Origin of the sequence: Paenibacillus sp. E222 (assembly GCF_013401555.1) — a bacterium.
GTDB lineage: Bacteria > Bacillota > Bacilli > Paenibacillales > Paenibacillaceae > Paenibacillus.
Genome location: NZ_CP058552.1, coordinates 2,852,679 through 2,873,493, shown reverse-complemented (window position 1 = coordinate 2,873,493; position 20,815 = coordinate 2,852,679). Strand labels below are relative to the sequence as shown.

Genomic DNA, 20,815 nt, shown 5'->3' with positions numbered 1-20,815 from the left:
GAAAAGCAAAACACCCTCACTCCAGAATGGAGAAGGGTGCAACATTACTGTTTTTAAACAACTAATTTGGGTTAGGTCGGCAAGGTACCTTGATGCCTGTTGAGGTTTAGCAAGTGGTGTGAACGTCATTCACCTGAATACATCACCGTCATGGATATAGCGGGAACGCTGACCTGACCGTCTTTGGCTGTACGCAGCGTCTCGGTGCCAGCCTGCCCCTGCTCTACAACCACATTCCATGTACCTGAAGGAACGGAGGTTGTACGGGGTTCTTTGGAAGCATTGTAGATAATGATCATCCGTCCCCATGAATCTCCCACAGCCGTTCCTGACAGTTCATAGGCCAACAGCCCTTTTCCTTTTTCAAGCAATCGAACATACTTCTCAATCTCTTCCCGGGTGCGAAGACGAAAAGCAGGATGCTCGCGCCGAAGACGGATCAGGCCACGATAATAATCATAAACCGGCTTAAACTGCTGCTTTTGCTCCCACCGAATGGCATTAACCGAATCTCCACTCTCATGACTGTTGGCATCACCATATTTACTTCGCAGAAATTCATCCCCAGCCGCAAGCAAGGGAACCCCCTGGGAAGTCAACACGATACCATTAGCAAGCAGACAGCGCCGGACCGTTTCGTTCTCCAGTATGCGATTCGGGTCAACGAGCAAATAGGGCTTCGCCTGCTGTACAGCCTCTTCCACGTTGGCGCTGCCTTTCACACGACCATCCTCGCTATAGGTGATAAATCCCAGTGTATCGTGCAATCCTTGTGTCTGGGCGACTTTGTCCCACAGGTTGAGATTATCATGTACAGTTACATAATTAATCGTTTCAGATGGGCCAGCGGTAAAATCGGTAATGGCTCCCCGTACACCTGTCCAAATATCGTCTTCTTTTTCCTCCGCTCCTGTAGCAAATCCGGTTCCCGTTCCATCACTATCGCCTTTAATCGTTCCACGGAGGTTATCGTTAAATACAGCAAATCCGGCTTCACGTTGTGCTCCCTTAAGGGTCATTTGATCCCCAAGTGGTGATTCCAGCGCTCCCCAGGGTTCACCGTATAAGAGGATGGACGGAGAAACTTTGTCATGCAGTTCTGCTGCGAGTTCTTTCATCGTTGCCGTGTCAATCAGCCCCATCAGGTCAAATCGAAACCCGTCCATATGGTATTCCTCTGCCCAGTACCGTACGGAGTCGATAATGAACTTGCGCACCATCGGGCGCTCCGTAGCCACTTCATTGCCTGTACCTGAGCCATTGCTGTACGTACCATCCGGATTCTGACGGTAGTAATATCCTGGAACAAGCTTTTCAAATGAACTGGCTGCCGTGTCAAACGTATGATTGTACACCACATCCATAATGACTCCGATTCCCTTCTTATGAAGAGCGAGTACCATAGATTTGAACTCACGAATTCTTGTCTCCGGCTCATCTGCACGGGATGCATAGGAACCTTCTGGAACGTTGTAGTGGAGCGGATCATAACCCCAGTTATAACGTGAGCAATCGGAGGTCCCGTCATCTGTCTTCGATTCGTCCACTGTCGCAAAATCAAAAACCGGTAGCAGATGTACATGAGTGATTCCCAGCTCAGTCAAATGATCGATTCCCAGTGTATTCCCGTTTGAATCACGCAGACCTGTCTCGGTAAAAGCCAGATACTTTCCTTTGTGCCTCATGCCGGATGACTCATGGATCGAGAAATCGCGCACATGCAGCTCATATAAGACCGCATCTACGGGGCTCGTCAGTTCTGGACGAATATCCTCATTCCAGCCATTCGGGTGGGTCTGTTCCAGCCTGACGATGACTCCCATTTCTCCATTCATGGTCACAGCATGTGCATAGGGATCAACCGCAATCTCCTGTCGTCCGTCCTCAAAGGTGGCTCTGTACATATAACGATAACCGTTCCACTCGCCTTCGAGCTTCAGGGACCAGATGCCCTGGTCCTGTTGGTTCATAGGTATTTCTTTCTGTACATCCTGATTCTTCTGTTCATTGGGACTTCCCCCTGTTGAAGGCGGGTATAACAGCACATCCACCTGCGTTGCAGCAGGCGCCCACACTTTGAAACTACAGGCTTGTGGTTCCATCGTGACACCCAGATCTCTTCCTTGGTATGTATCCACTACATTCAATACGTCCAGCTTGTGATGGTCATCAATCATGCTGTATATTCCCCTCTCGATGAGCAATAAAATGGATGTGAACAAATGCTCCTTACCTTTTATACCCCTTCTGTCACCTAACCATAATCTCGGGAATGAAAAAGACCATAAAAAACAAGCCATGCTTCACGTCATTTCACGTAAAACATAGCTTGTTCTTCAAATTACTTTCCGTTTAGCTGGGCATAAGACGCTTCAAATTCGGAAATGAGCTGGTCGCCACCGGATTTTCTCCAGTTCGCCACTTCCTGCTCCCATCCAGCATCATCGATTTTGCCCATAATATATTTGGTCTGTGCATCCCAGATCATCTGGTCCAGCTCCTGGCCACGCTCAGTATAAATGGCAGAAGACAAGGTCAGCGCCGGATTTGGAATGGCATACTGCTCATTCTCACGTGCCATCTTCGTGCCCTTCATACCGATTGGTACATCGACAAGCTCAGGCACATTATGACCTTCAACGCTTAGCAGATTGTCACGATAAGGCTTCACTTCACGCTGGTATCCATCGAAGTCCTTGAACTCGGTTTTGCCATCCGCAGTCTTCGTATAGTGCACATCTTCCAGACCACGCAGCTGAAGCGTACTCAGTGGTTCGTCCATCAGTTGATCCAGGAACGTCAGCACCTGTTTTAACTGTTCTTCGTCCGGTACGGAAGCTTTAGGAATAACAAGCATGCCGTAGTTTCCCGGTTCCCCGGCAATTCGAATGCCATCCGGTCCTTGGAACGGGGCCACATCAATCTCGCCATCAGGCACATTTGGTGTCAGCCGCTGCTGGAACGACTTTCCGTTCTGAGCAACACCGTTCAGCTTCATGGCTACGAGACCAGAGTCGATTTTTTTGTCCGCATCGGAAGGGTCCAGCGCTGGGAAGTCACTGTTGATCAATCCCTCACTGAACAGACGCTTGAACAGCTTCATCGTATCCACATATTCTGTGGTCAGGAATTCAGGGGTAAGTTTACCCGCATCGTTCACACCCCACTTGTTCACCCCACCAATACTTACGGCGATTCGTGTCAGCGGAGAGGATACGCCTTCATTGTACTTTTTGAACAGTACCGTTCCATACGTATCTTCCTTACCGTTACCATCAGGATCATCCTTGCGAATGGAGCGCATCACTTCGTACCAGTCATCCAGCGTTTTTGGTACATCCAGCTTCAGCTTGTCGAACCAGTCCTTGCGGTACACGATGGCTGTACGCCCGATATCGCGAAAGTTGGGTACCCCGTAGACCTTTCCTTCGATCTTGATGTTGTCAAAATAAGCCTCGGATTGAGCAGACAGGTTTTTATAATCCTTCAGGTAGGGTCCAATTTCCCAGAACAGCCCTGTTTTGGCTGCGTTGAATGTTGTGGGTACATAATTCACGCGCATAATGGTCGGCATCTCGCCCGAAGCAACCATGACATTCACTTTATCATCAAAAGCAGACTGCGGAATCCACTGTACACTGACATCCGTATTCGTATATTCCTCAATCTTTTGTTCAATTCCGTTCTCCTTGGCTGGCACATCACCAACCTGCATCAAAGAAATCGAAATAGGAAGCTTGCCCTCCCCTGCCGCAGGTGCTTTCTCTCCCCCACAGCCTGCAAGCAGTCCGGCGGACATTGCACCAACCACGACCAATCCGCCTAACCGAGACATCCGACCTTTTGGACTCATGAACCATCTCTCCTTTGGATAACCAAATTGTTCACATTTTGCCTCATTTGATTCAAATCGCTACGGGTACACCATATAGACGGACTGAACCGTTCCGATCTATATGGTGCTGATTTGAAGCCGCTCCTTGGATTGATGCAAAATGCCCCATGAATGCGCTATCATAAATAAGTCTGAAGAAAGAACTAGCGTGTCGCCAGTTCCATCTCCACTCCTGCCAAAATAAATGGAGCTACCGATTTCGGATCATTAATCCGAATGGATTCCGTCACATAATACTCGTATGACCCGTCACGATACGGGGTACCGCCCAACCCTGCCCCGCCGTTACACTGCGTCAGGGACAATACACCTTCACGGTCCGTTTGCAGCAGATGCAGCAGCAAACCCTGATAACCCTTTTCTGCGATCGCTTTGAACTTGCCACTCAGATACCCCTTACGTACGCCCTTCGCCAGTGCATACACAAACATTGACGTTCCCGAAGCCTCCAAATAATTACGCTCACGCCCTGGCTGATCGAGCAAATGAGGCCATAACCCGGACTGTTGGTCCTGTACATGTACAAGCGCATTCGCTACACGTTCGAAAATCCCTACGATCTGACCCCGCTGCTCATGATCTACAGGCAGATGATCCAGTGTATCCACTACTGCCATCACATACCAGCCCATCGCCCGGCTCCATACATGCGGAGAACACCCGGTTTCTCCCGAGCTCCAGCGCTGTTCCTTGCTCTCATCCCAGGCATGGTACAGCAGACCGCTGCGTGAATCACGTGTACGTTTCTCCACCAGCAGCAGCTGTAATGCCGCCTTGTCAAACCACTTCTCCTCGCCAGTAACCGCACCATACTGCGTTAGAAACGGCGTGGCCATATACAGCCCATCCAGCCACATCTGGAACGGATAGATTTTCTTGTGCCAGAATCCGCCTTCACTCGTCCGGGGCTGTCCCTTAAGCTGTACCATGAGCAAATCCGCGGCTTTACGGTATTTCTCTTCACCCGTTTTGTCCAGCAACAGGAACAGCGATTTCCCCTGGTTAATCTGGTCCAGGTTATATTCCTCGACCGCATACAAGCGAATCGAGCCATCTTCCTGAATGAAGTTATCCATCAGTTCACGGATGTAGTCGAAATATTTCTGTTCTCCAGTATGGATGTACAGCTCCTCCAGCGCTTTCAGCAGACAACCATTTTCATAATGCCAGGTCGGATACAACTCATGATTGCGATAACTTTCCATGAACTGTTCGGCCATCCGTACCGGTGTGAATTGCAGTGTTTCTTTCATGATGTTCCTCCGCTTCCGGCTTTTTATTCAGCCTGTTTTTTGTAGTCTTCGGCATATTCCTCACGAATTTTGGTACCGCCCGCATTGCCCCAATTCTCGATCTCCTGTTTCCAGCCATTTTCATCGATCTTGCCCATAATATATTTGGTCTGCGCATCTGCAATCATCTGATCCAGATCTGCCCCACGATCGCCATAAGTAGGCGAATACAAAGTTAATGCAGGGTTTGGCACAGCATGTTCCGCCAATTCTTTGGCAAGTTCCGTCCCCTTCTCACCCAGTTCGGTATCTTTCAATTTCGGCACATTGTATCCTTCCACGTAAGGCAAGTTATCACGATATGGCTTCACTTCCCGCTGGAATGCATCGAAGTCGCTCATCTCTACCTGGTCTTCGCCAGCCTTCTTGTAATGTTTGTCTTCAATACCACGCATTAGCAGCGTCGCCATCTCCGGGTCCATCAATTTATCCAGGAAAGACAACAGGTTTTTCAACTCGTCTTCCGATTTTACCGTCGCTTTCGGAAAGGCCAGAATACCGGAGTTACCCGTCTGCCCCGCTACACGGTCACCACTCACGCCAAGCAAACCGGCAATGTCTACTACGCCATCCGGGTCATTCTTGGACAAACGCTCTTGCTGGCTCTTTCCGTTCTGGGCGACACCGATACGCATGCCGACAACCCCTGTATCATATTTCTTCTCCGCTTCTGTGGAGTCAAATACAGCAAAGTCCTGATTCAGCAGTTTCTCGCTATACAAACGTTTCAGTAAATCCAGCACCTGCATATATTCCGGTGTCATGAATTCCGGCGTAAAACTGCCGTCATCTTCTACCTTCCACTTGTTTGGTGCACCAAAACTTACACCAAGGCGTGTAGTGAAGGAATATTGATCCTCGTTATACTTTTTGAAAAGCATTAGTCCAAACGTATTATCCTGACCGTCTCCATCCGGATCGGAGGTCGCCAGCGTTTTGATCGTTTCATACCATTCATCCGGTGTCGTTGGTACTTTGAGATTCAGCTTATCAAACCAGTCTTTACGGTAAATCACCGTTGCACGAGCAATATCAGAGAATACGGGTACCCCGTAGATTTTGCCTTCCACCTTGATATTGTCAAAGAAACGCTCGTTCTGTGCAGACAGATTTTTGTAATCCTTCAGCAAAGGTCCAACTTCCCAGAATACATCGTTACGCATCGCACTGGTTACGGTTGGGTTATACTGCACTTTCACAATTTTGGGCATATCGCTGGATGCAATCATGACATTAATTTTGTCATTGTAAGCCGAAGCCGGAATCCACTGAATGTCCAGCTTGGTGTTCGTATACGCCTCGATCTTTTGCTGGACCTCATTGCCTTTGCTCGGTACGTCGCCCACCTGTGCTATTGCAATGGACACATTCTGCACGCCGCCCTCGGCAGCCTGACCTTCATCCGATCCGCATCCTGCCAGCAGGCCTGTTACCAATGCCAGTGTGCTCAAGACAGCTACGGCTTTCTTTTTTGTTGCTTTCATTAAACGAAAACCTCCCCTTTTTATACAGTCGATAACCCGTTCTGATGTTCAACCTGGTGCAATTTCAACCTTTTACCGATCCCAGCATCACTCCTTTGGCAAAGTGCTTTTGCAGGAACGGATACACCAGCATGATTGGAATCGTGGAGAACACAATAACGGCCATGCGAATAGTGAGCGGCTGAATCTCAGTCTCTTCGATACTGGTGTCCCCGATGCGGCTCTGAGCCAGGATGACAATTTCCCGCAACCATACCTGTACGGGCCACTTTTCACTATCGTTGATATAAATGACAGCGTTGAAGAAGCTGTTCCAATGAGCCACCGCGTAAAAGAGAGAGAATGTAGCCATTGCTGGCATCGACAAAGGCAGAACAATACGGAACAATACGCCCACATCGTTACATCCATCGATTTTGGCAGCATCCTCCAGTTCGTCCGGAATGGCTTGGAAGAAGTTCTTAAGTACGATCAGGTTGAACGCACTAATGGCGGTAGGCAGCATCAAAGACCATAATGTATCCGTCAGGTGCAATGATTTTACGACAAAGTAGGTTGGGATCATCCCGCCGCTGAACAACATGGTGAACAGTACACCCAGCAAGATCGGCTGACGTCCACGCAAGTATCTTCTGGAGAGCGGATACGCCATCAGCGACGTGAACAACAGGTTAAGCAGTGTTCCTATTACGGTGATATAAATGGATACACCCAGACTGCGAATCAATGTGTCTGTAGAGAAGATGTAACGGTAAGCAGCGAGGGAGAATTCTTTTGGGAAAAGAATGAATCCTCCCTTGGCCACTTCATGCGGACTAGTAAACGAGACGGCCAAAATATAAATGAACGGGATAACGGTCACGATTCCGATCAATAACAGCAAGCCATGATTGAGGATATCAAAGATCCGATTGCCCCACGTTTTATCCTGTTGCATCTTAATGTTCACTCCTGTCTGGTGAAGAACGTCTGCTGTCAAGTGTTAGTAGACGCCTTCCTCCCCGAATTTTTTGGCCATCGTGTTGGCACCCAATACAAGCGCCAGTCCGACCACCGACTTGAACAAACCGACAGCAGCACTATAACTGTACTGTGCTTGTGTGAGACCTTTGGTGTAGACGTAGGTATCGAATACCTCACCCACATCCCGGTTCGTCGGCGTGAGCATCAGGAAGATCTGTTCAAAGCCTGTATCCAGGAAGTTACCCAGACGCAGAATGAGCAAAATAATGATTGTACTGCGTATGGCAGGCAACGTAATATGCCATGTCTGACGCCAGCGATTGGCACCATCCATCCGTGCAGCTTCATAGAGCTGTGTATCTACACCGGAGAGTGCCGCCAGGAAAATAATCGTGCCCCAGCCTACCTCTTTCCAGATGGATTGTCCAACAATCATGGTTCGAAACCAGCCGGGCTCAAGCAGAAAAGCCACTTTTTGTCCCGTCAGGTTATAAAGTAATTCGTTAATAGCTCCACCCTCGGTTGTGAAGAGCATGTAGAACACACCAACCACAACAACCCAGGAAACAAAGTGCGGAACATATACCAGCGTCTGAACAAAGCGTTTGAACCTTTCACGGCGAACTTCATTCATCATGAGTGCCAATACAATTGGCAGCGGGAAGAAGAACACCATATTATAAATCGCTAACAAAAACGTATTCCGGAATAAAGTCCAGAACTGCGGTTCCCCGAAGAAACGCTGGAAGTGCTTGAACCCTACCCAGTCGCTGCCCAGAATGCCCTTGTAAGGCGTGTAATCCTGAAAAGCCATCGTAATGCCGTACATGGGTATGTATTTGAAAATAACAAAGTAAAGCACGCCCGGTATCAACATAATATAGAGCCACCGGTTTTTGATGATGTCCCTCCACAGCAGGTTTTTGTCACTGCGGGTAGCGGGTCGTGTCCGAGCCGCCGTTTCGGCTTTCATAGTGTCTTCCTCCCCACATTGGAAACGATTACAAAATATCACTTCCTGAATTCATGTCTTCATTGTGGAGGATAAACGGGTAACTGGCTATCGTCTCGTTTTAGCTTCTTGTTTTCCCTTATGCAGCAAGGGTTTAAGGCATTTGTAATTCTGGGCTGCTCCCCTGAATGAACCACTTTTAACCTCCGATATTCCTGTCTTAACTCTGCTGCAAACGCAGAATAAAGGCTGACCCTGAAACAAAGAAAAACCTGCCTGCCATGGCAGGCAGAGCAGGTTTCTTTTATCGCTGCTGCTCCCGGTATTTTCCGGGGGTGGTTCCCGTAATTTTACGAAATGTACGGATAAAAGCGGTAGGGTTGGTGTAATTGAGTTTCTCGGCAATTTCCGATATTTTCAGATTGGTCGTCTGCAGCCAGGTTTTGGCTTTTTCCATCCGGTATTCGGCAAGGTATTCCGTAAAGTTGACACCAGCCTCCTTCTTGAACACACGGCTCAAATAAACCGGATGAAAATTCAGTTCTTCTGCGCAAGCTTCCAGCGACAATTCGCGATCATATCGCTCTTCGATCAGCCGAATCATGCGCCGGGCAATATTCAAATATTGAGACTCTTCCTGTTCGCGCCAGAATCGAATGACGGGTTGAAATAAACATTTGCGGAACCAGTTCGTCATTTCATCCAATGTGGACAACTTCAGCAGTCGAGCCATAGAGGCCTTTTCGCCCAACACTTCCGCAACATTCCCACCCTGCTCCTGAACAAGCTGATACACATGGGACAACAGCTGAACCATGATAACGGGGTATTCGCTGAAGTGCAGCTTCTTGTCTGCGAGCAGACCGAGGTATTGCTTAAAGTACACATCGGTTTTCTCCTCGTCCCCTTGCTTGAGTGCAGAAGCCAACTGGTCTTCAATCATCCTGAGCTGTGTATATAACGCTGCCTCCGTCTGACCGCGCGGCTGAATATCCTCATAATGCAAAATAATACGGCTGCCCAGACTTACCCTGCCTTGCAGCGCCTCACGACTCTCCTGGTAAGCCCTTGGTGAATCACCTATTGCAGAATAGGAGCGACTAATACCGATACTTACAGGCAGATTCAGATAGGTCACGACCCGCTCACGAATCAATTCCGCTTGAGTGTGCATCCACTCTTTTAGTTGTACTTCATCATCCAACACGGATGCCAATACCGTAACCTGGGCGTCATCAATCATGACAGGTGCGAAACGAATCTCAGAGGGCAGCAGCTCACCGACCATATTGTTTAACGCGAACAGCAGCAGATCCCGGTCCTGCTCTTCATATCTTGTCCCTTCAAGAGTATCAATCTGAAGTGTAAGTACCCCAAGTCTAGACCATGAGGTTGGAAAATCGTATAACTGACCCTGATATCTGAAGTCATCTTCCGATATTTTGCCTGTAAGCAGTTTGGTCATAAAAAATTCCTGCAAATGAACATGTTGGCCCTTCATCTGCTCACGCATCGTTTTCTCCGAGCTGAACAAGGTCGATAATTGCTCTTCAATGTATATAAATTCATCCTGGCGGCGTCCCGACGGAGCCATAGGAGAATCCAGTCCTTTCGTAAACTGCAGAAGTCTGGAAATGGGAGAGTACATCTTGCGACTGCCATAAAAGGCTACTAGTCCCGTTAAACATAACATGACCAGCGTAGCCACACCTGTAACCAATGCAATTTTCTGCGACTGGGCGGTTATCTGACTCAGCGATACAACAGATACATACAACCAGCCATTAAGTGGGGACTGCCTGTAGCTAACCGCCACCTGGCTTCCTTCCACCTCTGCGCTGAAGAAACCCTCCGACTGTCCCGTCGTTTGTACCTTTTCGTGGATTTCCTGATTCAGCGTGTCGTATTTCCCATCTTGTTCTGTATCGTTGAGAAAATATTTCTGCTCCCGATCAAGGACGTACATATCCCCTGAATTCGGATTTCGGCTTAGAAATGTACTTAGCTCTGTATCGGCTATGTCTATAACCAGAAATCCCTTGGGTTTCACATTCGTTGGTATCATCGGAATCTTGAATACCATGCTGACCACGTTGTCGGATGAAATAAGGGTAGGCGAGTGTTCTGGTGTCGCTTCACCAACTTCCGCCGATCCCGACACACTTTCTTTGGTTGAACTCACATTTTGCGTTACCCAGAACAGGCTGTTTGTATATTTCAAATAAGAGCCTATCCGGTCCCGAATACTGAAATCATCCAATTTTCCAAAGGATCGCATCGAAACAACCCAGTCTTCATCCAGATTCACAAGGTAGGCCTGATCGATATTTGTAACCGATTGCAGATTATTAAATCCGGAAGTCAGATCACGAATTTCCTGAAATTCGCTGCTGTCCAGCGGTTTTTTCATCGCTTGTAATACCAAGGGAGAATTCACATATTGGATGGACGATAATTGCAGGCTGCGCAATACTTGTTCTACCCGCATTTGGGTCTGATGCAGAATCTGCAAATTACTCTCCCGCACCTTCTGCTCAATGTCACGTGAAGCAATCGAATAGGAGACTGAACCAATAACAATGACCGGAAGGGCTCCGAGAATCATCGTAAAACAGAGCAAACGCAGCAGGTATTTAGGCAAATAGAGCATCCTCCTTTGTGCATTTTGCGTGATTTGAACGAGAACGATTTCGAAATCACTTCCCGATCGAATGCAAAACGTATGTATAATATCGCTTTCATTGGATTAATTTACTATTGTTATTTTAAAACCCATTGTTATTCAAGTCCACTATTTATTCTTGAAGGTTGACTTCAAGGCAATTTCCAGTTTATATTGAATGCATATTCCTCAATCAAAGGAGAGATTTTGATGTCGGTGAGCGTTCTTAACTAACAAGTTTCATATTCAGGAGTTTGGCCTTCGATTCACTTGTGCCTTGTGGCATACGTGTGTTTCATGATGCGCCATTACCCTGTACTTAGTTAAGAACAGCGGATATCATAAATCGCCTCCGGGATTGTACTTGTCCGGGTCTATTTCCGCGCTGTGTTCAGCGTGGATTTTTTTGTATAGACCTATAACGGGCCCTACTTTCCCGTACGTTAAGGGCGGAGAATGACGTTTGTTCATTCTCCGCCCTTTTTGCGTTTTCCAGGAATATGTTCCATCGCTTTAACCGAAATTCCATTTTATATCCAAGGAGAGATCAAGCATGAATGAAAAAACGTTAACCAGTCTGGGTTATCTCCAAATTCAAAAAAACGTTGCCGCCTGTGCCCTATCCTATTTAGGCAAACGTTACGCAAGAGACATGAAGCCAATGGTGGACGCTCCTCTGATTCAAATGCGTCTGGAAGAGACCGCTGAAGCGGCTGCTTTGATTCGTAACGGCGCCAGTGTGCCCATTCCATCACTGGATGGCATGGAGACCATTATGGATCTGCTAGGTACCGGTTATTTATTTACGGAACGTGATTTCAGCCATCTTGCCCAGTTTCTGCGCAGCTGTGCACAGCTGATGAAATACATGGAAGGCAAATCCGAAGTGGCACCCACAGTAAGTCGCTACGCTTCATCCATGATATGGATGGAATCCCTGCTGAGCGAGATTGAACGCTGTATCCATAGTGGACGCATTCAGGATCAGGCGAGCAAGGAGCTGATACGTATTCGTAAAAAAATGACGGTGAACGAGGAACGAATGAAGCGCAAGCTGGATTCGCTAATAAGCAAACACCGCTCCATCATGCAGGAAAATGTGATTAGTCAGCGTGGTGGAAGAACAGTGCTGCCCATTAAGAAAGAATTCCGCAAACACGTTAAAGGCAGTGTGCTGGATGAATCGGGAAGTGGCCAAACCGTATATATTGAACCTGCTGAATTAGTAGGTCTGCAAATGGAGCTGGCTTCACTGCAAGCCGAGGAATCACGGGAGGAGATGAAAATACTCGGTGACTTAACCTCTCTTGCAGAGTCTTATAATCGAGAAATCTCACTAAACACGGAAACGGTAGGAATTCTGGATTTCCTGTTCGCCAAAGCGAAATATGCGGCGACCATGGACGGACGGACTGTACGTGTCAATGCCAATGGACGGGTTCGGCTTCATCATGCCCGCCATCCGTTTATGGGCGCATCCATGGTTCCGCTTGATTTTGCAATTGGTCAGACGTATTCCTCACTAATCATTACAGGGCCGAATACGGGTGGCAAAACGGTTGCACTCAAAACATTGGGTCTGCTGACATTGATGATGCAATCCGGTCTGCTTGTGCCTGTCGCTGAAGATGGCGAGATGGCCGTGTATCATGAAATTGCTGTGGATATCGGTGATGGACAGAGCCTGGAGCAAGCACTTAGTACCTTTTCTGCACATATTCGCAACATGATTGGCATCCTGGAGCAAGCCGATTCATCGACGCTTGTGCTTATTGACGAGATGGCCTCCGGTACCGATCCCGGTGAGGGAGTGGGACTCTCGATCGCCATGCTGGAGGAGCTGCACAGCCGTGGAGCTACCGTTATCGCTACAACCCATTTTGGGGAAATCAAACATTTTGCTGCAGCCACGCCTGGATTTGAGAATGCAAGAATGGAATTCGATACGGTCTCTCTTCAACCTCTTTATCGATTGCGGATCGGAGAAGCCGGGGACAGCTATGCCTACTCCATTGCACTGAAATTGGGTATGCCACAGCGCATTATTGAGCGATCCAAGCTCATCTCAGATCAGGGTGTCCCGCAAAGTGTCTCTTCCATCTCCTCTCCATCCGTGCCTAATGTAAGTTCAACGTCATCACAAACAAACAGCACGGTTGAACAAGAACGATTGAATGAAACAAGGAACATGATGAAACCTGTCAGTCCGCCCGTACAGACTGGAACAAAAAAGAAATTTGCTGATCGGCCTGAAACATTAGAACCCACCGCCCCTGTTAAAGCATTCCGAAAAGGGGATCGCGTCTATGCAGCTTATCTGAACCAGTCAGGCATCGTCTGTGATGTGGAGGACAGTCGCGGAAATATCGGAGTCATGCTGCGTGGACGTAAAGTCAAAATTCACAAGAAACGCCTGACTTTGCATATTTCTGCACAGGAACTTTATCCGGGCGACGACTATGACCTCGACATCGTGCTGGAGACCAAAGAGAACCGCAAAAAACGCAAACTGATGAGTCGCAAGCATGTGGAAGGATTGAAGATTGAATTGCCCCCTGAAGAATAACCACAGGATTGATATAATGGATTGAGTTGCTATACTTGAATAAACCTGTCGATCGTTCGTGGTTAGAAATTTATCGGGGAAGGAAGACTCGTATGTCTGTTGAGCAGGATACAAAGAAAGTCACTCCAGAAGTTCTTGTATGTCCTTTATGCGGTGAGGCCAATGGTTGCTCCTATGCCGCTGGTCGTCCTCATTCAGAATGCTGGTGTAACCGGGCTGTGTTCCCAGAAGGGGTATTTGACCCCATTCCGGCAGAACAGCGCAGGAAGTCCTGCATCTGCGAGGCATGTCTGGATACGTATAAAAAGAAGAAAGAGCAAAATAAAGAGCCCCACAGTTAACCCTGTGAGGCTCTTCTTCTATCGATATGATTTTGTATTGAAATACAGACCGTTACTTCTGCATTTGTTGATAATGCGCTACAGCCTGCTTCAGTACAGGATGACTCTCATCCATGGACGTATACTGGCTGAGTGCTGCTTCAATCCCTTTTTGCTGGATCGTAGTCTGGAGTTCCACTGCTTCTGGGTCTTCGGAAATGTCAAACTTGCAAGCAGCCGCCATACCCATTGCCAAATGTGTTGTCTCCGTTCCATACTCGTAAGCCTGGAGAGCCGGGCGAACCAGACGATCATTCGGGGACAGTTTCCGCAGCGGCGAACGTCCTACACGAGTTACTTCGTCCGTCAGATGCGGGTTAACGAACCGTTCCAATATTTTGGCAATGTACAACTGATGATCGTCGGCATTGAATCCAAAACGCTTCACCAAAACAGCTCCGGTTTCCTGCAAGGCACCATATACGATGGATTTGACTTTTTCATCGGCAATAGCCTTCTGAATCGTATCATACCCGTTCACATATCCAATATAGGCAGCAATACAGTGTCCGGTGTTTACGGTAAACAGCTTCCGTTCGATATAAGGCTCCAGATCATCCACATACATTACACCCTCAACCGGTTTGAATGCAGGGGCCATTTGTGAACGGTCAACAACCCATTCATAGAAAGGCTCTACCTGTACATGCAATGGATCTTCATGATGCTGAATCGGCACAATCCGATCCACGGCAGAGTCCGGGAAATACACGTACTGATCCGCAAGCTGGCGAGTACGCTCATCAAGTAGACCATATACATGTTCTTTCAGCTGCGTGCTGGCTCCAATTGCATTTTCACAGGCAATAATGTGAAGGGGCTGGAAGACATCACCTGTTCCCAGTCTGGATGTAAGTCCTTTTGCAATACCCGGAGCAATATGTTTCAGAATGTTCACACCCACAGCGGTTGTGATCAGTTCAGCTTCTGCAACGTTCTGAGCAACAGTATCCAGATTGGTTCCATCGATTGCACTCACACCGGTAACTGTCTCCAGATCCTTGGCCTCGTTAGCCAGTTCAACCGTATACTCTCCACGCTGCTCTAGAGCCTTAACCAGCTCCTGGTTAACGTCCGAGAAAACGACATTGTAGCCTGCACGGGACAGAATCAACCCGATAAAGCCACGTCCAATATTACCTGCTCCAAAGTGAAGGGCCTTCATAGTTCCATTTCGCTTTCCAAAATAGTGATGACTTCTTCAGCGGTTTGAGCATGACGCAAAGCTTCCATGTTCTCTTCCTCGGCACAGATGACTGCGATGCTGGTCAGGATCTCCATATGTTCTCCACCTTGAGCAGCGATACCAATGACCATATACGCTTTCTCTTCCCCAAAATCAACACCTTGCGGGAACTGAATCACCGATATACCTGTGGACAAAATGAATGATTTGGATTCCTTCGTGCCATGTGGAATTGCAAGTCCGTTGCCGACATACGTGGAGACAATCTCTTCACGCTCCAGCATTTTGTCAATGTATTCAGCGGTGATATGTCCCGCATCTTTCAAAATTTGACCTGCCATACGAATCGCTTCGTATTTGTCCTGAGCCGTTGCATTCATGATGACTTTATCTTTAGTTAACACACTCATGTTTGAATACCTCCAATTTCGGTTTTGCTGCGGTAAAATCCCGCAAGTTCTTGGGACAAGTAATGAATAAGATCATCCCGGTTGCCTTTTTCAAGTAAAGTGATCATTTCTTCCTGCAACAATAGTGCACTGATCTCACTCAGTACCTCCAAGCTTTCCTTCGATAACTGTCTGGGTCCTAGCATCAAGAGCACATGGCTGACACCTGTCGGGTCTTCCGTCGTGCGTAGAAGCGGCTCTGTCAGTTGGAACAGTGTAATGGATGGACTGTGAATGCCATCACTGCGTGTATGAAACAAAGCGAGGGAAGTCCCAGGAATTTTCTGGCTTCCAATCGCTTCACGCTCCTCCAGCAGCCTGGCAATCTCTTCTGGATTATTTAACACACCGGATTGATGTAAAACACTGCACATCGCGTAGGCCGTGTCAAAAAATCCGATCTCCTGATTATCCAACGGGAACACCTGAAACTTGCCGATAATCTGTACGATTTCAATCAGGGTTGCTTCCAGTCCAACTGGATCGGCAATTCGTCCTATTGTCCTTAACTCAGCTTCAGGTGGGGGGCTATGTTCCCGCTGAAGCGTCGTTGTCCTGATGAAGTGCCTTAAACGTTCACTTTCTTCTGCCGTCAGCAGTGGACTCACCTTGTAGTATTGATGTTTATCCATCGGCAGATCCACAGTAGAGAGAACCAGATCATATTCCGTCTTCGGTATACGTGCGGCTTCATACCAGGACACACTGTCCACAATCCGAATCTCGGGAATTTCCTTGGACAGACGGCTCGATAACATCCGTGAAGATCCGATCCCACTCGTACAGACGACGACTGCTCTGATCTCACGTTTCAGCACACGCAGCCGTTCAATGGAAGCACCGAAGTGCATCACCAAAAATCCGATCTCCTCGTCCGGCACATCCGTATGGGGCCAAGCCTCTCGCACCGCTAACTTTACATCCTCAAACAGTGATTCATAATCCTTGCGGATCTGTTGAAGCAGCGGATTACGGATGAGCTGCCGCCCATCCATTCGTTCCAGCACCGGCTCCATATGGGCAATCAGACCTTCACGGAGCATACGATCCTCATGGAACGAATAATGAGTTTTCTGCTGCATCCGATCTGTGAGGGAACGAACCATGTCAAGTAAGACCAGATCGTCTACGGGCAGCAGACGCGAGGAATGAATCGATTGCGCGATTTCAATCAGCAGCCTGTGAAAATAAGCCTGCTCCTCGCTCACAAACTCCAGCCCAAGTTGGGCAGATAGAACACCGCACAGTCTGGAAGCTAAATATTCCGGCACCTTCTGCTCACCATGTAGAGGCATTCCAACGTCTTTTTTGTCCTGTTGAGTACCCCGACCTATGCCAAAGCCTTTGCGAATCCGCACAACCGCTACAGACAATTGGATCAGCAGCTTCATGTATTGACGCTCCGGTATATTTTCCAACCACTCAATATCCGGCTGCCATAATGCATTTTCGACCGTAAGTACATCCTCATGCCCTATCATTTCCAGAAGCTTGCTGTTTACTTTGGAAACTCCATGCTCCGCTTGTCTACCGAACAAATCGGATTCATCCAGATATTCAAGAGCAAGCGCGGAAATAGCCATGCGATGAGCCAGCTCGCTTCCATTGATTTTGACCCCGTATCCACGCCTGCGAACCAACTTCAAGCCAGCCAGCTGAATGCGCGGCTCCAGATCGTCCAGATCATTGCTTGCCGTCGACACGGTTACCTTCAGATCTGAGGCCAGCGCAAGCAGCTTCACAGGCTCGGCTTCATCCAGCAAAATACAAAGCATGAAGAGTTTACGCTCTTCGGGCGTAAACTCCACATATTCGTTAAGCTCAAGTTGTTGACGCAATACGGCCAAATCATCGGAACCGGGATCAATTCGAACCCCGGTTCCCGATTTTTTTTCCAATCTCATACCAAGGGGCTCAAGCCATTGTTCAATCATCTGCAACTCCCGATGTACGGTACGAGTGCTTACTTTGACCGCAACAGCTATATCGCCAGCAGTTACCTCATGCGGATGCTCCAGCAGGAACTCCACGATTTCACGCTGTCTCCTTGTAATATTACTCATCAGGAGTCGGATTTGAGGCGCTCCACCAGTGCCTCATATTCAGGACTCTTCAGGAAGTTATCGATGGAAATATGCTCTGCATTTGGAGCCACGGATTTGGCCCGGTCAGTCAATGTTTTCTGTGTGATGACGATGTCGGCATCTTGTGGAATCTCACTGATCGCCGTATTGGTTACAGCAACATCCACACCGGCTGCCTTCATTTTCTTGCGCAGAATGGAGGCCCCCATGGCACTCGAACCCATCCCTGCATCACAGGAGAATACAATTTTATTGATATCCGTTTTTACTGCCGAAGAAGCAATATCGGCTGCACGGTCAGCTTCCCGATTGTCTTTATCAACAGTGAGGTTGCCTGTTTTGCCCTGATTTTTCATATCCTTCATGCGGTTGGACGCACTGTCCAGATCTTCGTCGTCCTTCTGTTTACCTGTTTTGAGCAGTATGGATGCTACGAGGAACGAGATGATTGCAGCTACGGCTACCCCTGCAAACATGCCAAGATATCCACCCTTAGGTGTTAACAACGAGTATGCAATGATGCTTCCCGGTGACGGTGCTGACACCAAACCAGCTCCAGTCAGCATGAAGGTCAATGTACCCGCTACACCACCAGCCATTGCAGCCAGAATCAGTATCGGTCTCATCAGAATGTAAGGGAAATAAATCTCGTGAATCCCGCCAAAGAAATGGATGATTACAGCACCTGGAGCGGAAGATTTGGCTGATCCGCGACCGAAGAAGCAGTATGCCAGCAAAATGCCGAGTCCAGGTCCTGGATTGGATTCAAGCATGAATAATACGGATTGACCCAGTTCTCTTGCTTGATCCGTACCAATTGGCGTCAAAATCCCATGGTTGATCGCATTGTTCAGGAATAATACTTTTCCTGGCTCAATGATCAAATTGACCAGCGGGAGAAGTCCAGCATTCATCAAAGCTTCTACCCCGGCCGATAACACCTTGCTAATTGCTTCAACAAAAGGCCCGATGCCTTTAAGGGCTAGAAGGGCCAAAATCCCACCAATAATACCAGCGGAGAAGTTGTTAACCAGCATCTCAAACCCTGATTTGATTTTGCCATCAACAGCCTTGTCAAATTTTTTAATGACCCAGGCTCCCAATGGTCCGGCTATCATGGCTCCAAGGAACATTGGAATGTCACTGCCGACAATAACCCCGATGGTCATAATTGCACCGACTACACCACCACGTTGGCCGTGTACCATGGTACCGCCTGTGTAACCGATAAGCAAAGGCAGCAAATATTTGATCATTGGATCAACCAGCAATGCAAAATCTGCGTTAGGGAACCATCCTTTTGGAATGAACAATGCCGTAATTAGACCCCAGGCGATAAATGCACCCATGTTTGGCATAACCATACCACTCAGGAAACGTCCAAACTTCTGAACGCCGACCCGTATTCCTCCGCTTTTCTCGGACTTTGCGTCCACTGAACTCATACTGAAAACCTCCTCAACATATTAAACCTTAATTCCACTGAATTTTGACAACGATGATCCAGACGAACAAAGGTACAAATCTGCAATAAATCTTAATTTACAACCATATCGTAAATGAAAACGGTATCTTCTACAACGAAATGAAAACCTACTTCCGTCATGAACGTTGATGACAAGATTTAAATTTAAAGGATTTTCTAACGTTTGACCTTGTATATGGAATGGAACCTGTTATTCCCTTTCATGTATCATACCCACGAATTAGCCCATTTTAATGACAAATAAAATGGTAAATATATTCTATTTAAACGAGCCATTTCTATTTAATTTAGAAATGATATTGGAACACATTAGAGTGATAAACATTCCATCCCATTCATCATTTAACAACGGCAAAAAAGCGCAATCACCTCACCCTGTCTCAGGTGAGGCCATTGCGCCCAAGTATTCTCCGAATAAGCAGTGTCACTATCCGGATCTATAAACAATCATTTCATTTTTTTCAAGCTAAACGGACTTTTACATCAAGCTATAGCTCTCGATCCAACCAATGAATTATACCTTCATATTATTCCGTATGTTTACGATACGCATCCGCATTCATCAATGTGGATAGCGCTGCTGTCAGGTCGCCTTCAACACGAATCTCGATCATCCAGCCTTCCTCATAAGGAGAGTTGTTAACCAGCTCCGGGGAATCCTGCAATGCATCATTCACAGCAATAATCGTTCCACTGACAGGAGAAAACAAATCTGAAACGGTTTTGACGGATTCAATCGTTCCAATACTGTCTTCCGCTTTTACATCCGATTCCAGGTCAGGCAATTCTACAAACACAATGTCACCCAGCTGATGCTGCGCGAACTCGGTAATGCCAATACGTACGGTATCCTCCCCAACGGTCTGCACCCATTCGTGCTCTTCACTGTACAGGAAATCACTTTTCAATTCGCTCATCGATATCCGCCTCGCTTTTCATTAATGAGTGCATGCGTTTCTTTGACCTTAACCTTTTTCCCAGAACATAGCGTATGATATTTTCGATTCAAATGTCAAGATACCTCACAATTTATTTGATTTTCTTCCTTATATACCTGTAACTCAAATGGGCCCTCCCTACATATAATGGTGAATATTAGAAAAGTAAGCGCGATCTTTATAAATAGACGAACATTAAGAAATAAAATAAAAATATCATTCGGTTTTTTATTCATTTCTATGATATCGTTCTTGACATCAATAGACGATTCAGGCTTTAATGAGAGTAGTCAATGTGTTTAATTGGTCTATGCAATACCCGCGGATGAATGTAAAGGGAGAGATTACCCTTGACACCCGAATCAGGGTGTACATGCGGTAACGCCGAAGGAGTAAACCACCGACAAGCGGAGGTGAATCTCTCAGGCAAAAGGACTTTTACGGGACGCAACTCTGGAGAGCATCTATTCGCCCTGTG

14 protein-coding genes and 1 riboswitch are annotated in these 20,815 nt (G+C 47.4%); of the genes, 2 read left to right on the top strand and 12 right to left on the bottom strand.

The window, feature by feature from the left end; genetic code table 11:
• Positions 1-125 precede the first annotated feature (125 nt).
• The 7 genes from pulA to HW560_RS12795 all read right to left on the bottom strand — a co-directional run bounded on the left by pulA (position 126) and on the right by HW560_RS12795 (position 11,227).
• On the bottom strand, positions 126-2,177 hold the full coding sequence (gene pulA / locus HW560_RS12825) for a type I pullulanase (protein WP_179263302.1): 2,052 nt from the start codon (positions 2,175-2,177) through the stop codon (positions 126-128).
• Between the two features lie 164 nt (positions 2,178-2,341).
• Positions 2,342-3,853, bottom strand: a complete 1,512-nt coding sequence (locus HW560_RS12820) for an extracellular solute-binding protein (RefSeq protein WP_179263300.1) — start codon at positions 3,851-3,853, stop codon at positions 2,342-2,344.
• 185 nt (positions 3,854-4,038) lie between these two features.
• Entirely contained in the window at positions 4,039-5,148 is a 1,110-nt protein-coding gene (locus HW560_RS12815) for a glycoside hydrolase family 88/105 protein (protein ID WP_179263298.1), read from the bottom strand.
• A 23-nt stretch (positions 5,149-5,171) separates the two neighbouring features.
• On the bottom strand, positions 5,172-6,671 hold the full coding sequence (locus tag HW560_RS12810; protein ID WP_179263296.1) for an extracellular solute-binding protein: 1,500 nt from the start codon (positions 6,669-6,671) through the stop codon (positions 5,172-5,174).
• Positions 6,672-6,735: 64 nt separating this feature from the next.
• Entirely contained in the window at positions 6,736-7,608 is an 873-nt protein-coding gene (locus HW560_RS12805; RefSeq protein ID WP_090903923.1) for a carbohydrate ABC transporter permease, read from the bottom strand.
• 45 nt (positions 7,609-7,653) lie between these two features.
• Entirely contained in the window at positions 7,654-8,607 is a 954-nt protein-coding gene (locus tag HW560_RS12800; RefSeq protein ID WP_063566889.1) for an ABC transporter permease, read from the bottom strand.
• A gap of 283 nt (positions 8,608-8,890) precedes the next feature.
• A complete protein-coding gene (locus tag HW560_RS12795) occupies positions 8,891-11,227 on the bottom strand; it encodes a helix-turn-helix domain-containing protein (RefSeq protein ID WP_179263294.1) in 2,337 nt (778 codons plus the stop codon).
• A 574-nt stretch (positions 11,228-11,801) separates the two neighbouring features.
• Here HW560_RS12795 and HW560_RS12790 point away from each other — a divergent pair.
• On the top strand, positions 11,802-13,814 hold the full coding sequence (locus HW560_RS12790) for an endonuclease MutS2 (RefSeq protein ID WP_179263292.1): 2,013 nt from the start codon (positions 11,802-11,804) through the stop codon (positions 13,812-13,814).
• A gap of 92 nt (positions 13,815-13,906) precedes the next feature.
• Positions 13,907-14,155, top strand: coding sequence for a cysteine-rich CWC family protein (locus tag HW560_RS12785; protein ID WP_090903926.1), 249 nt, complete (start codon positions 13,907-13,909; stop codon positions 14,153-14,155).
• Positions 14,156-14,207: 52 nt separating this feature from the next.
• On the opposite strand, the gene HW560_RS12780 is transcribed toward HW560_RS12785, so the two are convergent.
• The 5 genes from HW560_RS12780 to gcvH all read right to left on the bottom strand — a co-directional run bounded on the left by HW560_RS12780 (position 14,208) and on the right by gcvH (position 20,316).
• Positions 14,208-15,359 (bottom strand): mannitol-1-phosphate 5-dehydrogenase, encoded by a 1,152-nt coding sequence (locus tag HW560_RS12780; protein ID WP_090903927.1) that lies wholly within the window; start codon positions 15,357-15,359, stop codon positions 14,208-14,210.
• Positions 15,356-15,790 (bottom strand): PTS mannitol transporter subunit IIA, encoded by a 435-nt coding sequence (locus tag HW560_RS12775; RefSeq protein ID WP_024633110.1) that lies wholly within the window; start codon positions 15,788-15,790, stop codon positions 15,356-15,358. Before HW560_RS12775 ends, HW560_RS12780 begins: the two co-directional genes overlap by 4 nt.
• Positions 15,787-17,892 carry a BglG family transcription antiterminator gene (locus HW560_RS12770; RefSeq protein WP_090903928.1) on the bottom strand — a complete coding sequence of 702 codons (2,106 nt, stop codon included), beginning with the start codon at positions 17,890-17,892 and terminating at the stop codon, positions 15,787-15,789. Before HW560_RS12770 ends, HW560_RS12775 begins: the two co-directional genes overlap by 4 nt.
• Positions 17,892-19,358: a PTS mannitol transporter subunit IIBC gene (locus HW560_RS12765; protein ID WP_090903929.1), complete on the bottom strand. Its 1,467-nt coding sequence runs from the start codon at positions 19,356-19,358 to the stop codon at positions 17,892-17,894. The genes HW560_RS12770 and HW560_RS12765 overlap by 1 nt, the downstream gene beginning before the upstream one ends.
• Before the next feature lie 568 nt (positions 19,359-19,926).
• Positions 19,927-20,316 (bottom strand): glycine cleavage system protein GcvH, encoded by a 390-nt coding sequence (gene gcvH / locus HW560_RS12760; protein WP_062324957.1) that lies wholly within the window; start codon positions 20,314-20,316, stop codon positions 19,927-19,929.
• A 346-nt stretch (positions 20,317-20,662) separates the two neighbouring features.
• Positions 20,663-20,785: riboswitch (glycine riboswitch) on the top strand.
• Positions 20,786-20,815: the final 30 nt, after the last annotated feature.

Bases quoted from the DNA above. Each gene is read 5' to 3' on its own strand.
- gcvH (WP_062324957.1), bottom strand. From the start codon at position 20,316: ATGAGCGAATTGAAAAGTGATTTCCTGTACAGTGAAGAGCACGAATGG.
- HW560_RS12810 (WP_179263296.1), bottom strand. From the start codon at position 6,671: ATGAAAGCAACAAAAAAGAAAGCCGTAGCTGTCTTGAGCACACTGGCA.
- HW560_RS12790 (WP_179263292.1), top strand. From the start codon at position 11,802: ATGAATGAAAAAACGTTAACCAGTCTGGGTTATCTCCAAATTCAAAAA.
- HW560_RS12820 (WP_179263300.1), bottom strand. From the start codon at position 3,853: ATGAGTCCAAAAGGTCGGATGTCTCGGTTAGGCGGATTGGTCGTGGTT.
- HW560_RS12765 (WP_090903929.1), bottom strand. From the start codon at position 19,358: ATGAGTTCAGTGGACGCAAAGTCCGAGAAAAGCGGAGGAATACGGGTC.
- HW560_RS12805 (WP_090903923.1), bottom strand. From the start codon at position 7,608: ATGCAACAGGATAAAACGTGGGGCAATCGGATCTTTGATATCCTCAAT.
- HW560_RS12775 (WP_024633110.1), bottom strand. From the start codon at position 15,790: ATGAGTGTGTTAACTAAAGATAAAGTCATCATGAATGCAACGGCTCAG.
- HW560_RS12770 (WP_090903928.1), bottom strand. From the start codon at position 17,892: ATGAGTAATATTACAAGGAGACAGCGTGAAATCGTGGAGTTCCTGCTG.
- HW560_RS12785 (WP_090903926.1), top strand. From the start codon at position 13,907: ATGTCTGTTGAGCAGGATACAAAGAAAGTCACTCCAGAAGTTCTTGTA.
- HW560_RS12815 (WP_179263298.1), bottom strand. From the start codon at position 5,148: ATGAAAGAAACACTGCAATTCACACCGGTACGGATGGCCGAACAGTTC.
- HW560_RS12800 (WP_063566889.1), bottom strand. From the start codon at position 8,607: ATGAAAGCCGAAACGGCGGCTCGGACACGACCCGCTACCCGCAGTGAC.
- pulA (WP_179263302.1), bottom strand. From the start codon at position 2,177: ATGATTGATGACCATCACAAGCTGGACGTATTGAATGTAGTGGATACA.
- HW560_RS12780 (WP_090903927.1), bottom strand. From the start codon at position 15,359: ATGAAGGCCCTTCACTTTGGAGCAGGTAATATTGGACGTGGCTTTATC.